Source organism: Pseudoruegeria sp. HB172150 (genome assembly GCF_013184805.1).
Lineage (GTDB): Bacteria > Pseudomonadota > Alphaproteobacteria > Rhodobacterales > Rhodobacteraceae > Psychromarinibacter.
This window is the reverse complement of sequence record NZ_JAATNG010000006.1, coordinates 14,493-30,406: the sequence shown is the minus strand read 5'-3', so window position 1 is coordinate 30,406 and position 15,914 is coordinate 14,493. Positions and strand designations below refer to the sequence as shown.

The 15,914-nt window shown below is 61.9% G+C and carries 16 protein-coding genes; 13 read left to right on the top strand and 3 right to left on the bottom strand.

Features of this window, described 5'->3' with window-relative positions; translation table 11 throughout:
* Positions 1-33 precede the first annotated feature (33 nt).
* Positions 34-1,611: an ABC transporter substrate-binding protein gene (locus HCO70_RS20580; protein ID WP_172299750.1), complete on the bottom strand. Its 1,578-nt coding sequence runs from the start codon at positions 1,609-1,611 to the stop codon at positions 34-36.
* A 154-nt stretch (positions 1,612-1,765) separates the two neighbouring features.
* Here HCO70_RS20580 and HCO70_RS20575 point away from each other — a divergent pair, with 154 nt between their 5' ends.
* Genes HCO70_RS20575 through HCO70_RS20550 form a run of 6 tightly spaced genes read left to right on the top strand, consistent with a single transcriptional unit; the run spans position 1,766 to position 7,988 of the window.
* The gene (locus HCO70_RS20575) at positions 1,766-2,797 is read left to right on the top strand and encodes a GntR family transcriptional regulator (RefSeq protein ID WP_172299748.1); all 1,032 of its coding nucleotides are present in this window, start codon (positions 1,766-1,768) and stop codon (positions 2,795-2,797) included.
* Complete coding sequence (locus HCO70_RS20570) at positions 2,794-3,492, top strand: creatininase family protein (RefSeq protein ID WP_172299729.1); 699 nt, start codon at positions 2,794-2,796, stop codon at positions 3,490-3,492. Before HCO70_RS20575 ends, HCO70_RS20570 begins: the two co-directional genes overlap by 4 nt.
* Positions 3,489-4,529, top strand: a complete 1,041-nt coding sequence (locus tag HCO70_RS20565) for a ketopantoate reductase family protein (RefSeq protein ID WP_172299728.1) — start codon at positions 3,489-3,491, stop codon at positions 4,527-4,529. Before HCO70_RS20570 ends, HCO70_RS20565 begins: the two co-directional genes overlap by 4 nt.
* Positions 4,526-5,269 (top strand): SDR family NAD(P)-dependent oxidoreductase, encoded by a 744-nt coding sequence (locus HCO70_RS20560; RefSeq protein ID WP_172299727.1) that lies wholly within the window; start codon positions 4,526-4,528, stop codon positions 5,267-5,269. Before HCO70_RS20565 ends, HCO70_RS20560 begins: the two co-directional genes overlap by 4 nt.
* Positions 5,266-6,645: a dipeptidase gene (locus HCO70_RS20555; protein ID WP_172299726.1), complete on the top strand. Its 1,380-nt coding sequence runs from the start codon at positions 5,266-5,268 to the stop codon at positions 6,643-6,645. The genes HCO70_RS20560 and HCO70_RS20555 overlap by 4 nt, the downstream gene beginning before the upstream one ends.
* On the top strand, positions 6,642-7,988 hold the full coding sequence (locus HCO70_RS20550; protein ID WP_172299725.1) for an amidase: 1,347 nt from the start codon (positions 6,642-6,644) through the stop codon (positions 7,986-7,988). Before HCO70_RS20555 ends, HCO70_RS20550 begins: the two co-directional genes overlap by 4 nt.
* A gap of 73 nt (positions 7,989-8,061) precedes the next feature.
* Here the strand turns inward: HCO70_RS20550 and HCO70_RS20545 are convergent, their stop codons facing one another.
* Positions 8,062-8,397: a hypothetical protein gene (locus HCO70_RS20545; RefSeq protein WP_172299724.1), complete on the bottom strand. Its 336-nt coding sequence runs from the start codon at positions 8,395-8,397 to the stop codon at positions 8,062-8,064.
* Positions 8,397-9,302 carry a DUF6772 family protein gene (locus tag HCO70_RS20540; RefSeq protein WP_216665554.1) on the bottom strand — a complete coding sequence of 302 codons (906 nt, stop codon included), beginning with the start codon at positions 9,300-9,302 and terminating at the stop codon, positions 8,397-8,399. The genes HCO70_RS20545 and HCO70_RS20540 overlap by 1 nt, the downstream gene beginning before the upstream one ends.
* Positions 9,303-9,419: 117 nt before the next feature.
* Here HCO70_RS20540 and HCO70_RS20535 point away from each other — a divergent pair, with 117 nt between their 5' ends.
* Genes HCO70_RS20535 through HCO70_RS20505 form a run of 7 tightly spaced genes read left to right on the top strand, consistent with a single transcriptional unit; the run spans position 9,420 to position 15,913 of the window.
* Complete coding sequence (locus HCO70_RS20535) at positions 9,420-10,175, top strand: FadR/GntR family transcriptional regulator (RefSeq protein ID WP_371742287.1); 756 nt, start codon at positions 9,420-9,422, stop codon at positions 10,173-10,175.
* The gene (locus HCO70_RS20530; RefSeq protein ID WP_172299723.1) at positions 10,168-10,971 is read left to right on the top strand and encodes an SDR family NAD(P)-dependent oxidoreductase; all 804 of its coding nucleotides are present in this window, start codon (positions 10,168-10,170) and stop codon (positions 10,969-10,971) included. The genes HCO70_RS20535 and HCO70_RS20530 overlap by 8 nt, the downstream gene beginning before the upstream one ends.
* 44 nt (positions 10,972-11,015) lie before the next feature.
* Positions 11,016-12,263, top strand: coding sequence for a sugar ABC transporter substrate-binding protein (locus HCO70_RS20525; RefSeq protein ID WP_172299722.1), 1,248 nt, complete (start codon positions 11,016-11,018; stop codon positions 12,261-12,263).
* Between the two features lie 28 nt (positions 12,264-12,291).
* Positions 12,292-13,203 (top strand): carbohydrate ABC transporter permease, encoded by a 912-nt coding sequence (locus HCO70_RS20520; protein WP_216665552.1) that lies wholly within the window; start codon positions 12,292-12,294, stop codon positions 13,201-13,203.
* A complete protein-coding gene (locus tag HCO70_RS20515) occupies positions 13,200-14,042 on the top strand; it encodes a carbohydrate ABC transporter permease (RefSeq protein WP_172299720.1) in 843 nt (280 codons plus the stop codon). The genes HCO70_RS20520 and HCO70_RS20515 overlap by 4 nt, the downstream gene beginning before the upstream one ends.
* Positions 14,043-14,073: 31 nt before the next feature.
* Complete coding sequence (locus tag HCO70_RS20510; RefSeq protein WP_172299718.1) at positions 14,074-15,129, top strand: sn-glycerol-3-phosphate ABC transporter ATP-binding protein UgpC; 1,056 nt, start codon at positions 14,074-14,076, stop codon at positions 15,127-15,129.
* Position 15,130: 1 nt separating this feature from the next.
* The gene (locus tag HCO70_RS20505; RefSeq protein ID WP_216665551.1) at positions 15,131-15,913 is read left to right on the top strand and encodes an SDR family NAD(P)-dependent oxidoreductase; all 783 of its coding nucleotides are present in this window, start codon (positions 15,131-15,133) and stop codon (positions 15,911-15,913) included.
* Position 15,914 lies beyond the last annotated feature (1 nt).

The window sequence follows — 15,914 nt, the reverse complement described above, 5'->3', positions numbered from 1 at the left end:
GAGGGGGCGCGGACGCCCCCGCCATGATCAAGCCTAATCTTCCAGCCAGGCTCCACGGAAGATGTTGTTGCCAAGCGGAATCTGCACGAATCCGTGCACTCCCTCCTGCAATGCTACCGGATAAGGCGTCTCGTACAGCGGGACGGTCGGCCCTGTGGTGTTGAATATTTCCTGTATCCGCGCGTACTGTTCGCCACGCTTTGCCTCGTCGACCTCGGATTGCGAGGCCTCGTAAAGCTCATCGACCTCTTCGCTCTTCCATCCCGAGTGAAGGGCATCGATCGTCGGCGAATAGGCGAAGTAAGACGTGATCTGGCCGGGATCGGCGATGTCGTTGGTCCAGGCGGCTACACGCATTTTGAACAAGCCTTCGCGGTACTGTTCGGTTCGGGTCGCGTTGTCGACCTGCTGGATCTCCATGTTGATGCCGATCTGGCTCCACATCTGCTGAAGCGCGGTGGCGATGCCGATCTCGTCCTGGTTGCCTGCAAGCACAAGGATCGAGGTCGTGAAACCGTCAGGGTATTCCGACTCGGCCATCAGCCCCTTGGCCTTTTCCAGATCATATGGATAGAGCGGCCCGTTATCAGTGGCCAGCGGTGTGGCCGAAGACATGAATGTGGTCATGGGCTTGCCGACGCCGAAGGTGACGGTCTGGATGATCGCCTGCTTGTTTGCCGCATAGTTCATCGCTTCGCGCACATTCGGGTCGGAGAGCGGGTTGTCCTCGCCCGCGATGTCTTCACGCACGTTCATGGTGATGTACTGCACCCGGGTCGACGGAAAGAGTTCCATGTTGATGCTCGGATCGCTCTGCAATTCCGCGACACGGGCGAAGGGGATCAACTCGGCACCATCCAGTTCTCCAGACTGCAGGCGCAGAATGCGGGTGGCATCGTCCGGGATCACCTCGAAGGTCACTCCATCGAGATAGGGCAGTTTTTCTCCGTCCTCGCCGTCTGCCCAGTAATATTCGTTGCGGACCAGCTTCATGGTGGCACCGCGATCCCAGCTTTCCAGAACGAAGGCGCCGGACCCAATGGGGTGCGTACCGAAGTTTTCGGCCTTCTCGGCCATCGTCTCGCCCTCGGATTCCTCAAAGGCCTTCTGCGGCATAATCGCGGAGTTGAAGACTGTAAGCGCCGCGACAATTGCCGGATCTGGCTGTTTCAACGTCAACATGATGGTTTTGTCGTCGGGAGCCGTGACGGTGTCGACCGACGCCAGAAGGAAATTCCAGATACCATTGTCGGGGTTGCGAGCACGGTCGAGCGACCAGATCACATCTTCAACCGTTATCGGCGAACCGTCGGAGAACATGATGCCGTCCCGGAGCGTCAGGGTCACGGACATTGCGTCATCGGCGACGCTCCATTCGGAAGCGAGGCCAGGTTCCACGCTTTTGCCGTCAGCCGAGGGCAGCAACAGCGTGTCGTACATATTCGACAGGATCCAGATGTCGACGTTGGCGTCGTTGAGAACCGGGTCGAGAAACAGCGAGTCGGCATAGCGGCCATAGGTCATGACACCGCCTCGCTCCTGACCGACGGCAGAAGTGCCTGCCGTCATGAGGGCAGCGATACAGGCCGCTGTAAGGGTTAGGTTCTTCATCATAGACCTCCTGTTGGTTTTGCCGAATGTTATGTTTGCTAAGAGCGTTCCACTGAAATCGACCTCAGTCAATGATACAGTTTGCTGGATTTTCCTTTGAGAGACCCATAAACTGCCATTCAACGAGCCAAGAATCCTAAAAAGTGTACTATTTATGCAGAACGAAAACAGCAGCCCGGCAATCGGCCTCGATATCGACCGGTCTTTGGGGATTTCGGTCCGTCAGCAGATTCGCGCAACTCTCGTGCACCGGATATCCACAGGCGAACTGTCTGCAGGAGCCCCTCTGCCTTCGGTTCGCGATCTCGCGGAAATGGCCGGAGTAGCGCCCATGACGGTCAGCAAGGTCTACGCGGAACTGAAGGATTCCGGGCTGGTCGAGGCTCGGGTCGGCGCGGGCACCTTCGTTGCAGACTGCGCACTTGCCAGGTTTGCCGCGAGCGGTGAAATCGCGTCTTTGCTGGCCGAAACCGACTCCGTAATCGACCGTGCATCGGCAGGAGGATTGTCGGCCGCGGACATCGTTGCGATGCTCGCCGCACGAACGATCCGCCGCGCTGCCGGTGCGCTCAAACCGAGGTACCTGATGGTCGGCTTGTTCGATGCCGCCACCCGCAGTTATGCGGCGCGCGTGTCCGAGCAGCTGGGCGACAGGGCGACCATCACACCCATGATCCTGCCTTCCATTCCAAGTGAGGACGAGATCGCCCTGATGCGTTCCAGCGATCTGATCATGACGTTTTCCAGCCAGCATGATCGCATTGCCCTGCTGGCACCCAATACGCCAATTGTCTCGCTGCGGTTCATACCTGCGGAATCCACACGGCTTGCCCTCGCCTCGCTCGATCCTCTTGCGCGAATTGCGGTCGTGTCGCGCTTTGCCGACTTCCTGCCGGTGCTGGAGATGGGTGTCCGCCGCTTCGCTCCTCATGTCGCCAACGTGACTGCGATGGGTATGGATGCACCGGGTCTCGTCCGCGCTGTCGCAGAGGCCGACGTGCTGGTCCTTTCAACCGGCGCCGAGTCCGCAGCCGAACACGCTCGGCCGGATGCAACCCACATCGAATACCGGCATATCCCCGACCCTGGCGACGTGGCCCGCCTTGTGCTTCCGCGCCTCGACCAGGTCAGGGCCTCATTGGACGAAGCCTCCCCGTCGGAGCGCCAAAGGAAGGAAGCGTTATGAAGATTTCCGAGATGAGTTGGCAGCAGGTCGAGGATTACCTGAAGTCCGATGATCTGGGTGTGCTTCCGCTGGGGAGTACCGAGCAGCATGCCGGTCTGTCGCTGTCAGTCGACTCGATCCTGGCCGAGAAGATCGCGCTCGACGCCGCCGAGCCGCTGGGAATCCCCGTGTTTCCGGTGGTCGCCTATGGTCTGACGCCGTACTTTACCGCGTTTCCCGGCACGATCAGCCTGCGGGTCGAGACCTACGTGTCTTTGGTTCGCGATATACTCGATGGCATGTACGCACAGGGTTTCCGCCGTATCGTTATTGTCAACGGTCACGGCGGCAACGCGCCCGCCGGAGCCTACGCCATCGAGTGGATGGCGGATCATCCTGGCACCTCGGTCAAGTTTCACAACTGGTGGAACGCGCCGGATACGTTCCAGAAGGTGCAGGACATCGACCCGGTCGCCAGCCATGCCAGCTGGATGGAAAACTTCCCCTGGACCCGCCTTCCCGGCGATCTGCCGACCCAGCAGAAACCGATGATCGACCTTTCGAGGATGCGCGCGATGGATCCGGCCGGAGTGCGCAAATACCTGGGCGACGGCAACTTTGGCGGTTACTATCAACGTTCGGACGAAGAGATGCAGGCGATCTGGGATACCGGCGTCGCCGAGACCCGGGCGCTGATGGAGGGCCCGTGGGAATGACCACCGCTCAGGACGGACCGATCCTGGTGTGGGGAGCGGGCGCCATCGGCGGCACGCTGGGCGCTGCCTTCCTTCGCACCGGCCAAGATGTGGTCTTTGTCGACTCCGCCACCGACCATATCGCCGCAATACGCCGTGACGGCCTGAAGATCGAAGGACCTATCTGGACCGACACGGTTCGCGCCCCGGCATTCCAGCCAAGCGAATTGGACGGTACGTTCCGCAGAGGCTTTCTCTGCGTGAAGGCACTTCACACCAGAAGCGCCATCGCGGCGATGGCGCCTCATATCGCGGCGGATGGGTTCGTGGTGTCGGCCCAGAACGGCCTCAACGAGATCGAGATCGCCGAGGCTGTGGGACGCGAGCGCACCGTTGGCTGCTTTGTCAACTTTGGCGCCGACTACCTGTCGCCCGGCGTAGTACATTACAGCGGCCGCGGAAGCGTGGTGGTGGGAGAGATCGACGGCAGCGAGACGCCTCGTCTCGAGGAAATCCATGCGCTTCTGTCGCAATTCGAGCCCAACGCAATCGCCACGGTGAACATCTGGGGATTTCTTTGGGGCAAGTTGATCTACGGTGCCCTCCTCTTTGCCACCGCGCTGACCGATGACAGCATTGCCGACGTGCTGGACAATCCCGCCGCCCGCCCCGTCCTTGCGCGGCTCGGACAAGAGGTTGGCACGGTCGCTGCCGCGCAGGATATACGCACCGAGGGTTTCGATGGCTTTTCGCCGGACGCATTCCGACCGGGGGCGGCATCGGCCGCGCTGGACCGGTCGTTCGATGAGATGGTGGCGCACAACCGCCGGTCGGCGAAATCTCATTCCGGCATCTGGCGCGATCTGGCGATCCGCAAACGGAAGACCGAGGCCGACGCGCAGCTTGGCGCGATCACGGCTGCCGGAGCGCGGATCGGCGTGCCTACCCCGCTGACATCGCGGCTGACATCGATGATTCATGAAATCGAGGAAGGCCGCCGGGAACTAGCGCGCGAGAACCTGAACGAACTCGCGGAGCCCGAGGGGGCAGGCGCATGAAGATACGCTTCGACAACCGGCGCGCCGTCGTCACCGGGGCGGGCCACGGAATTGGGCGGGCCATCGCGCTGGCACTTGCCGAAGACGGAGCGGATGTGGTGGCGGTCGATATCAATACGGACGGGCTGGCGGAAACCGCAAGCCTTTCCAGCGGGGCCTGTCGGGCGGTCACTTTGGATCTTGGCGACCGCAGTGCCGTGCATGCGGCGCTGGACGCAATCGACGCGGACATTCTCGTAAATTGCGCGGGCGGGGTCCGCGGACAGGTCGGCAGGCCGATCGAGGAAATCGACGCGGCGGACTGGCAGGCGATCTTCGACGCCAATCTCGCCGGCGCCTTCTGGGCAACACAGGCGGTGGTGCCGGCGATGAAAGCGAAGGGGTATGGCCGCGTGGTGATGATTTCCAGCGGCGCCGGCCGAACCGTCAGCCTGACCGGTATCCAGGCATATGCCAGCGCCAAGGCGGGGCAGATCGGCCTGACCCGCCAGCTTGCGCATGAGCTCGGACCGTTTGGCATCACGGTGAATTGCATCGCACCCGGTTTCGTCCGCTCGAACCCGACGACCGAAAAACAGTGGGAGGCCATGGGCGAGGGCGGCCAGGCCGCCTTACTGGAGCGGATCGCAATGCGACGGCTGGGCAAGGCAGAGGATATCGCCAACGCAGTGCTGTTTTTTGCCAGCGATCAAGCCGGCTGGATTACCGGGGAGACACTGGGCGTGGATGGCGGCAAATGAGCAGCGCGGAGGACTGGCTGGCCGTTCACGAGGCTGAAGGGCTGAAAATGGTCAAGGCTTTCTGCCGCATTCCGAGCGTCAGCGCCGACCCCGCCTATGCCGATGGCATCGCCGCGGGCGCAAGCTTTGCCGCGGACAGGCTGCGCGAGGCAGGTTTTCCGTTTGTTGAAGTCATCGAGACGGGCGGCCACCCTGCGGTACTTGCGGAATGGGTGCATGACGACACCCTTCCGACGATCCTGGTTTACGGCCATTATGACGTGCAGCCGCCCGACCCGCTCGACAAGTGGCGCAGTGCGCCCTTCGAACCTGAGGTGCGCGACGACCGGCTCTATGCAAGAGGTGCGTCGGACGACAAGGGTCCGCTTTCGGTTGCGATCCTTGCGCTGCGTGCTTTCGCCGAAACGGCCGGCAAGCCGCCCCTGAACGTCAAGGTTCTGATCGAAGGCGAGGAGGAATCCGGCAGCCCGCATTTCGCCCCAACCGTTGCGCGGCTGCGGGACCGGCTGGCCTGCGATCTCGTGGTGTCGGCCGACGGCGCCATGTGGCGGCCCGATCTGCCCTCTGTGACCGTGGCAAGCCGAGGGTTAACCGCGTTGGACGTCACCGTCGAAGGTGCGGCGAAGGATCTGCACTCGGGGCGGCATGGCGGCTCGGCACCGAACCCGATCCGCGCGCTGGCCGCGATGCTGGCGACCCTGCATGACGCCGACGGCATGGTCGCCGTGCCCGGTTTCACTGATGGTGTTAAGGATCCTGATCCCGCGATTGCACGTGCAATTGAGGCGGCAGGTTTCGACACCGGCGAATACTACGACTCCATCGGTGCCGAGCGTCCTGATCCTTTACCCTCCGGCAGGGAGCTGCTGGAGCGGCAGTGGCTGGTACCGACGCTCGAGTTCAACGGGATATTCGGCGGGTATACCGGGCACGGAACAAAGACGGTGATACCTGATACAGCGACAGTGAAGATCACTTGCCGGCTCGTCGCAGGGCAAGATCCCGCCGCGGTGGCAGGAGCAATCGAGACACATCTGCGCGGCGTGCTCCCGACTGGGTATCGTCTGTCCGTCCGACGGCATGGTCCCGGCTCTGCCGCCTTCGCGCTGGACCCTGCCCTGCCCGGCCTCTCTGTTGCGGAGGAAGTGCTTGAGGAAGTGCTGGGCCAGAAACCGTTGCGGGTGGCCATGGGTGCGACAGTACCAATTGGCGAGGTTTTCGCCCGCCAACTCGGGACTGGCTGTGTCTTTTTCTCGTTCGCGACATCGGACGAGGATTACCACGCCCCGAATGAGTTCTTCCGGCTTTCGAGTTTTCGCACCGGCCAGATCGCTTGGGTTCGCCTGCTGGAGCGACTTGCAACCGCGCTGGCATGAGCGCGCAGGGCGATATCGCCCAACTCGCCGCGGCCTACCGGTCCGGAACCTCCACACCTCGCGATGTCGTGGAAGCTGCACTCGAAAGGATCGCAGAGCGCAACCCGGTGCTGAACGCTTTCGCGGACCCGATGGCGGATCAGGCCCGCGCCGCCGCAGATGCTGCGACCACGGAACTGCGCGCGGGTATCGATCGCGGCCCGCTGCACGGAATCCCGATTTCCGTGAAGGACCTGATCGAGGTCCGTGGAGCACTCACCGGCTATGGCAGCCGTGTGATCGAACCGGCCATGGCCGATAGCGATGCGCTGCTGATCGCCCGGCTCCGCGCGGCGGGCGCGGTTATCCTCGGCAAAACGCAGCTTCTGGAATATGCCTACGGTATTGCCCATCCGGAGATAGGCCAGACCAACAATCCGCACGACCCGTCGCGCACCGCGGGTGGGTCCAGCGGCGGCTCCGCGGCAGCCGTGGCGGATGGCATCGTGCCTGCCGCCATCGGAACCGACACGGGCGGCTCGATCCGCATTCCTGCCGCCTACTGCGGCATCGTGGGCGTCAAACCGAGCTATGGTCTGGTGCCGCTCGATGTTGTCTTTCCCTTGTCCTGGACGCTCGACCACGCCGGACCGCTGGCGCGAACCGTAGGCGATGCGGCCCTTGTTCTAGGCGCGCTCGCAGGGCACGTTTTTGCCCTATCGGAAGTTCCGGCGAACAGGATAAGACTGGGCGTTCTGCGACAGCATTTTCCGCGCGACGCCGGCAATCTCGATGTTGGCACATGCATGGATGACGTGCTGAAGCGACTTCAGCGTGCAGGCGTGGATCTGGTCGAAGTCCATATCCCAGAACTTGGCGAAGCCAACGCCGCGCTGCTCGACATACTGCTGCCCGAGGCATCCGTTATCCATCGGGATCTGTACTCGAAAAATCCCGGCGGTTACGCCGCCGGTACGCGGCGGCAGATCGAGGCGGGTTTCGATATCAGCGCGACCACTTATGTGGAGGCGCGCCGCACACAGTCGAGGGTCCGCGCCGCCGTCGATGCAGCCCTGGCGGGCGTGAATGCGCTGGTCTCACCGGCAGTGCCATTCGTTGCGCCGCACGAAGATCCCGAGATCGCAGATGGCGGCGACAGCGAGATGCTTGCCAGTGGATTTGCCAATCTCACCGGCCATCCCTCGCTGAGCTTGCCAGTTGGAAGAGCGTCCCGCCTCCCGGTCGGCCTGCAGATGACCGGAAGCGACGACTTGAGGCTGTTATCGCTTGCCGCTTCGATCGAAGTTTTGATCGCGCAACCCGTTGGCAGTTTGGATTCTGGGCTCACGGGCTCCACACGATAGCAACCAAAATTCAAACTCGTGCCATGCGTGCTCGCTCTTTGAGGTCACCAGCACTGCATTGAACCAGTGGCGACTAAGCCTTGGCGTGCACGGTCACAAGAACGGTCGTCGAGGTCCCGTCCGGCATCGTCGCACGGAGCCGCAGCCAGTTGCCGAAATGACTGATGCGAGCCGCGGAAACTTCGTTCTTTCGTTTGGGCAGTTCAATGTCAGTGCCTTCCTGCATCCAGTGCATACCGTCAGGAGATATCTCGACCGACGCAGTTTTCTGGTCGCCCACAGGGTCCTTCAGAGCCCGGACGAACATCACGACCTCCCGTGCCCATCCGGCCTCGTAAGGCTCGGTCGTGGACACGCCCGTCCAGGTCTCGTTGCGGGCGATGACGGCGGTAATGTTCTCGGGCAGCATCAGAAATCCCCCGAGATGCAAACGGAGTTGATGTATAGGAAGGTCCGCTTCGCCGTGTCCGTCTCGGCGAATACGCAGAAGTTCAGCATGCACCAAAGGTTCTTCATGGCCGGGATGCGGATCGACTCGAACCCGGACATGTCGAAAACCCGGTCGTTACACTGGAACTCCAGCGCCTTCATGCTTCGAAGGTCGAAATCAAAGCGCAGATAGCTCCAGTTCACCTTCGTGGCGATCTCGTTGTAGCAGAGTTTCTGCTCGCCGTCTGGCAGGTCCATCCAGCCGTCGTTCGCCAGGTGATAGTGGCTTTCGGTCTTGTCTTCGGTCCCGATCTTGCGAAATGCCGTCGTTTCACGTTTGAACTGCCATTTCTGCAGATGTCGCCCGTTTTCGGCATTGAGAAACCGCAGATGCGGCATCACCCGCTCGGAATCGTTGTCCTGATCTCCGCCCTGAAGGTCGAACAGGAAGCCGACAGAACGCACGTCGGTCTCTGACAGTTTCAGCTCGTTCGCCTCGGGTTTGAAGGTGAAGTACATCTCGAACCTGATCGGCGAACGGTGCCGGGTGGTGAGCCGCTTGATGGCGACATTCTGGGCTCCTGCCCTTGGCCGCGTCGCGACCTTCAGGGCATATGAACTGTCGTAGCCCCCGTGAGATCCCGCGTCCCAATGACCGAGTGTCGAAAGCATCGCACTGGTGTGCTGGGCATAGCCCGGGAGCATAGTGTCGAGATCATCCTCATAGTTGCCGACAAGCTGCGACCAGCCGCAGTGGCCGTTCGAGAAATCATCGTGGCTGATGATCCTGCGCATGGGGTCGAACCTGCTGAGCCTTGGATCAGCGAGAACAAGCGCCTGGCGCATCGCTTCGGACATCGAAGTCTGAGGAATCGTTTCTGGCACGTCGATCTCCGCCTTTTTGAATTGGTGCTTAAGGTCGCCACTTTACAACCTAGTTGCTAGGTTGGTAGGTAGCATGCTAATCTGGTTCAGGCAAGAACCCAGTACGGAACCTCAGACGTGTCAGAAACTCCGCTTTTCTCAGCAATTTCAGCAACTCCGAAGCGTCTTGCGGATTCGGTCGCAGACGCGATCGCGCAGCTGTTGCTGGATGGAAGGATCGCGCCGGGAGAGGATCTGCCGTCGGAAGGTAAGATCGCGAGCGAGTTCGGCGTCTCGAAACCCATCGCGCGCGAAGCCCTCCGCAATCTTTCCGCGGCGGGCCTGATCGAAACCCATCCGGGCAAGCTGGCCCGCGCAAAGGCGATGGATGGGGAGCCGCTGAACAGGTTTTACGGTTATGCCGTGCGCTCCAGTCTCCTGCGCCTGCGGGAAGCCAACGAGATGCGGATGGTGGTCGAGACGGGAATTGCCCGCCTGGCCGCCCAGCGCCGCGGGAAGCGCGGGCTGCAGATGATGCAGGCCGCGACCGAAGACATGCACAAGGCGCTGCAGAATCCCAAGAAATTTACCGAGGCTGATGTGGCCTTTCACTTCGGAATGGCCGCCGCCACCGGGAACGAGATGCTGCAGATGCAGATGGAAGGGCTTCGCGCCATCCAGCGCGAAGTGTCTGGCCTGTTCTCCACCCGTGCCAGCCGTACGGCGGCCGACTGGCTGGCCACTGTCGAGCGGCACGAAACCATCCAGGACACGATTGTCGCCGGCGATGAGGAAGGAACGCGCAAGGCGATCGAGGCCCATTACGCCGCTGCCGACATCGCGTCGCTCGAAGTCGCTGACAGGCTCGGTCAGGAGGACGACTCCGATGCCTGAGGCGCACCCGTTTCGGCTTGACGGGCGACGTGCTCTTGTGACCGGGGGGACGTCCGGTATTGGCCGCTCGGTTGCTCTGTCGCTGGCACGGGCCGGGGCGGATTTGGTTATACACCACCTAGACGAGCCAAAAAGCGCCACCGAACTGATGTGCGAAGCCCAGCGGGAAGGCGTGAGCGTCACGTTGGTTGAGGGCGATTTCGCCGACGATACGGGACCTGAGCGGATCGCACATGAGGCCCTGTCCGGCGGACCCGTCGACATACTGATCCTGAACGCTGCCGTCGAACACCGGATGCGCTGGACCGAGATTGACGCCGCCCAGATTGACCGCCACGTCGCCACCAACTTTACAGCGACGATCCGACTGGCGCAGGCACTGATCCCTCCGATGATGGATCGCGGCTGGGGCCGGATCGTCGCAATGGGCAGTATCATGGCCGCGCGGCCGAGGTCCGAGACGCTCGTTTACGCCGCCATGAAGTCCGCGCAGCGCACGGCCCTGTGGGCCATTGCCCGAGACAGCGCCGCGCGCGGCGTCACTGTGAACAGCGTGTCGCCGGGGGCAATCCGGACCGCTCGGAATGACGGCGTCTATGCGGATCCTGAAACCTTTGCCGCCATCACGGCGAAGATACCGGCAGGCCGCCCCGGCCTGCCCGAGGACTGCATTGGCCCCATTCTGATGCTCTGTTCTGATGCGGGTGGCTACGTGAACGGTGCAGATATCCCCGTAGACGGCGGCTGGTCGATCGGCGACCCGCCCGGCGCTCTGCCACAGAGCCGGTCAGGCTAAAGACCGGCACCTACTGTCCAACCAATCTGAGGAGGAGATTGATCATGAACGGAATAAGACATTTGACTGCCGGAGGCTTCGCCCTTGCGATCTGCCTTGCGGCCCCCGCCACAGCACAGGAGCTTCGGTTCACGGTCTGGACGGGCAACGACGCGCATCTGGCGATGCTGAATGGAATCGCGGACACATTTCGCGAGACGCACCCGGACGTCACCGTTCGGTTCGAAACGATCCCGGCGGCGGATTACACCCAGAAACTGACGTTCCAGCTCGCCGGCGGCAATATCCCGGACCTTGGCTGGATCATGGAGGACGCCGCACCGGCCTTTATCAATGCAGGCGTGCTGGAAGACGTGGGTGAGGCGCTGCGTGCCGATGCCGACTATGACTATGGCGATTTCTCAGAGCCCGCGATGGGTCTCTGGGTCGACGGAGACGCGGTGTACGGCATCCCCTTCTCCACTTCGCCTCTGCTGATCTTCTACAACAAGACGATGTTCGACGAAGCCGGTGTCGAAACGCCGATGGAACTGGCGCAGAAGGGCGAGTGGACACTGGACAAGTTCCAGGAGGTCTCGAAGCTGCTGGCAGAGGCCGACAATGGCGCTTACGGGTTCGAGTTCAAAGACGGTCAGGGTTACGACGCCCGCATGATGCACGCCATCATGCCGTCGATCCGCGCCAATGGCGGCTTTGCGTGGCGTGACGGCAAATGCGGCTTCAGCGAGCCCGAGGCGATCGCCGCGGTCAAGCAGCTGCACGACATGATCCACGTCGATCATTCGATTGTCCCGCCGGGCGAACAGGGCGACTTCTTCTCGGGCGGTGCCGCGATGACGGTCAGCCAGATTTCCCGGGCGTCCAAGCTGGCCGAGGGGCCCTTCGAATGGGGTCTTGCGCCCCTGCCCGCGGGATCGGCAGGCGAGTCTCCGGCCATCGGTCAGGCCGGCATCGCCGTCTTTGCACAGGGCAAGAACAAGGAAGTCGCTACCGAGTTTCTTGCGCACATGACCAATGAGGAAAACGTGAAGATCATGGCGCAGTTCTTCCCCCCGGCACGCAAATCCATTCTGAACAGCCCGGATTTCGTCGAAAGCAATGCGCTGATCCCGCCCGAGCAGATGGCGGTTGTCGCCGACGCGATCGCCAATGGCTCCATCCTTCCCAGCCACGAGAAGCTGCCGCAGATCGAGGCAGCGATGAAGCCGCGGATGGATACCTACTGGCGGCCAGATGCGGATGTCGAGAAAGCGATGGCGGATGTCTGCGCCGTCGTGACACCGCAACTCTGATACGGATCGGGCCTTGAAACCTTCGACCGTGAACGACCCCCGGCGCACCGAACGTGCGCCGGGACTTTCCCTGAAGATGCGGGGAATGCTGACGGCATGGCTGTTCGTCAGCCCTACCGTCGCAGGCTTCATGGTGTTCTTCCTCGGCCCGCTAATTGCAGTGGTGTTCTACTCCGCGACCGAGTGGAACATGCTCAGCCAGACATCGACCTTTGTGGGCTGGGCCAACTACCAGGACGCGCTTACCCGGAATCCCGACTTCTGGCACGTGATGCGCAACTCGGTCGTCTTTGCCCTTGGTCTCGTGCCCATGAACATCGCGCTGGCGCTGGCGCTGGCAATGTCTCTTTACCGTCCGTTCCGGGGCGTTGTCGTCTTCAGGACAATCTTTTTCGCGCCCGTCGTCACGTCGGCCGTGGCGTGGGCAATTGTCTGGAAATTCCTGTTGCAGGGCGAAGCGGGCGCGGTGAACCAGATCCTTGCCACAGTTGGCATAGACGGACCGAACTGGCTGCGCGAACCCAACTGGGCCATGTTCGCGGTGATCGTGACCCGGGTCATCAAGATGGTGGGTCTGAACATGATCCTTTACATCGCCGCGCTGCAGGCAATTCCGCGCGATTTTTCCGAGGCCGCACGGCTGGAGGGCGCCACGAACTGGCAGATCTTCCGCATGGTGATCTGGCCGAACCTCGCGCCCGCGACGCTGATCATCGTGGTCATCACCATGATCGGTTCGTTCAAGGTCTTCGACCACATCTACCTGATGACCGGCGGCGGCCCCGAGAACGGAACCCTCGTGCTGGCCTTCTACATCTACCAGCAGGCTTTCGAGTTCTTCAACGTCGGCTATGCCTCTGCGCTGGCCATCATCATGTTCTTCATCGTTCTGGCTCTGACGCTGGTGCAGATCCTGCTGCGGCGGAGGGGATCCTTGTGACCTATCGCCAGCAGCAACGGATCAAGAGGATCTGCTGGGTCATCAGCCTGTCCATCGTGGCGATCCCGTTCGTTTTCCCATTCCTCTGGATGGTCAGCTCGGGCTTCAAGAGCGCCAACGAGATATTCGGGCAGCCGTCCCTGCTGCCCGATGTCTGGCGGTGGCGCAACTTTGTCGAGGTGTTCGAGTACCAGCCGTTCGCCAGGCAATATTTCAACTCGATCTATATCGCGCTGGTCGTGACTGGCCTGACGCTGATCGTGTCGTCGCTCGCGGGATATGCGCTGGCGCGGATCCGGTTCGCCGGTTCCGTCCTTCTGGTGGTGTTCCTGCTGTCGGCGCTGATGGTACCCGAGGAAGTGACGATCATTCCGAACTTCTTCCTGATCCGGTGGCTTGGCCTGACCGACACGCATGTGCCGCTGATCCTGCTGCCAGTGTTCGGACCGCAGGGTGTGGTTGCGACCTTCCTCATGCGCCAGTACTTCATGGCACTGCCGAAGGACCTTGAGGACGCGGGCGAACTGGACGGGCTCAGCCGGATCGGGATCTGGTGGCGCATCGCCCTGCCCCTGTCACGCCCGGCGCTGGCCGCTGTGGCGATCATCACCTTCCTGCATTCCTGGAACCTGTTTCTCGAGCCGCTGGTTTTCCTCAGCTCGCTCGAGAAATTCACTCTGCCGCTTGCGCTCGGCAATTTCACCGACCCCTACGGTATGCCGCTCTGGCACCTGCAACTCGCGGCGACCAGCCTCGCCGTGGTGCCGGTGATCATCGTCTACGTGATCGCCCAGCGCCAGATCGTCGAAAGCTTCGCGATGACGGGGGTCAAGGGATGAACGGAACTGAAAATTCTCAAGGAAACTGCCCGTGGCCGGCCTGACACTGAACAATGTAACCAAGAAATTCGGCGCGGTGTCGGTCATCAAGGGTGTCGACCTGGAGGTAAATGACGGCGACTTCGTCGTGTTCGTCGGCCCTTCGGGGTGCGGGAAATCTACTCTCCTGCGGGTAATCTCCGGGCTAGAAGACGTCTCTGGCGGCGAGATTCGGATCGGCGACCGGCTGGTGAATGACGTGCAGGCCGCCAGGCGCGGCGTGGCAATGGTGTTCCAGTCCTACGCGCTCTACCCGCACCTGACGGTCGAGCAGAACATGGGTTTCGGCCTGAAGGTCCGGAAGGTCAAACCGGCCGACATCAAGACGCGGGTCCGCGAGGCAGCGGCAACGCTGAAACTGGAGGATTTCCTGGAGCGCTACCCTCGCGAGCTGTCCGGCGGCCAGCGCCAGCGTGTCGCAATCGGCCGCGCCATCGTCAGCGATCCGGCAATTTTCCTGTTCGACGAACCATTGTCGAACCTCGATGCCGAACTTCGCGTCCATATGCGCGCCGAGATCGCCGCGCTGCACCAGCGGCTTGGAAACACGATGATCTACGTCACGCATGACCAGATCGAAGCGATGACGCTGGCGGATCGGATCGTCATTCTGCGCGACGGCCAGATCGAGCAGGTCGGGAGCCCGCGCGAGCTGTATTCCCACCCGAAGAACGTTTTCGTGGCCCAGTTCATCGGCAGCCCGAAAATGAACGTTGTCGAAGCAGCGTCACTTTCCGCCGTCTCCGAGATCGGAGGCGATCTGGCGGGAGTGGTTTCCGTCGGCATGCGGCCCGAGCACCTGACTGTCACGCAGCCGACGGACGGACTTTTCCGGGGCCGCGTGTCGCTTAGCGAATACACCGGCGCGGGTTCGCTGCTGCATGTCGAGGTTCCTGGCTCGGGCACTTTCCTCGTGCTTCAGAATGGTCCCGAGGCCGCCGAGACCGGCGCCGAGATCGGCTTGTCCATCGAGCCGGAAAACGTCCATCGCTTCGATGCGAACGGCCTGCGCATTCCTTCATCCAATTCCCTGAAAGGAGAGACCTGACTTGTCCCTGTATTCGACTTTCGCCCCGGACGCCTTTTCCGGAAAAACCGTGATGATCACCGGCGCGGCCAGCGGCATGGGATTGGAGGCCGCCCGAGCATTTGCCGCGAAGCAGGCCGAGGTCTTGATGTGCGATATCAACGCATCTACCCTGGATTCAGCAGCCAAAGACATCCGCTCGGCTGGCGGAACCGTTCACGCGCTGGAGATGGATGTCGCCGACCAGTCGTCCGTCGATGCGGCCTTCGCGTCGTGCGATGAATTGCTCGACAGCCTCGATGTACTGATCACCTGCGCCGCTATCGGCAGCACCGCGAGGATACCCGACCAGGACCGTGCCCTTTGGCGGCATGTGATGGAGGTGAACCTGCTTGGCACCTTCTTCTGCGCGCAGGCGGCGATTGCGCGGATGAAGAAACAGGAAAGCGGCGGCAACATACTTTGCATCGCGTCAGATGCCGGGGTGAACGGCGGTGGCGGACTTGTTGTGGACACGGCCTATGCGGCGTCCAAGGCGGGCACGCTGTCACTGGTGAAGTCCATCGCACGCGAGCTGTCCGGTGGAAACATTCGTATCAATGCCCTGAATCCTGGTCCGACGGACTCGCCGTTCATGGCGAAGATCGGTGACGAGCTGAAGGGGCGCATCGCGGGATCGCTGCCGGTGCGTCGGATGGGAAAGCCGTCGGACATGGCAGCCGCGATGCTCTATATCTGTTCGGACGACGCCCCGTTCCTTTATGGCAATGCCGTTGATGTTAACGGTGGCTCGATCTTTCGCTGAC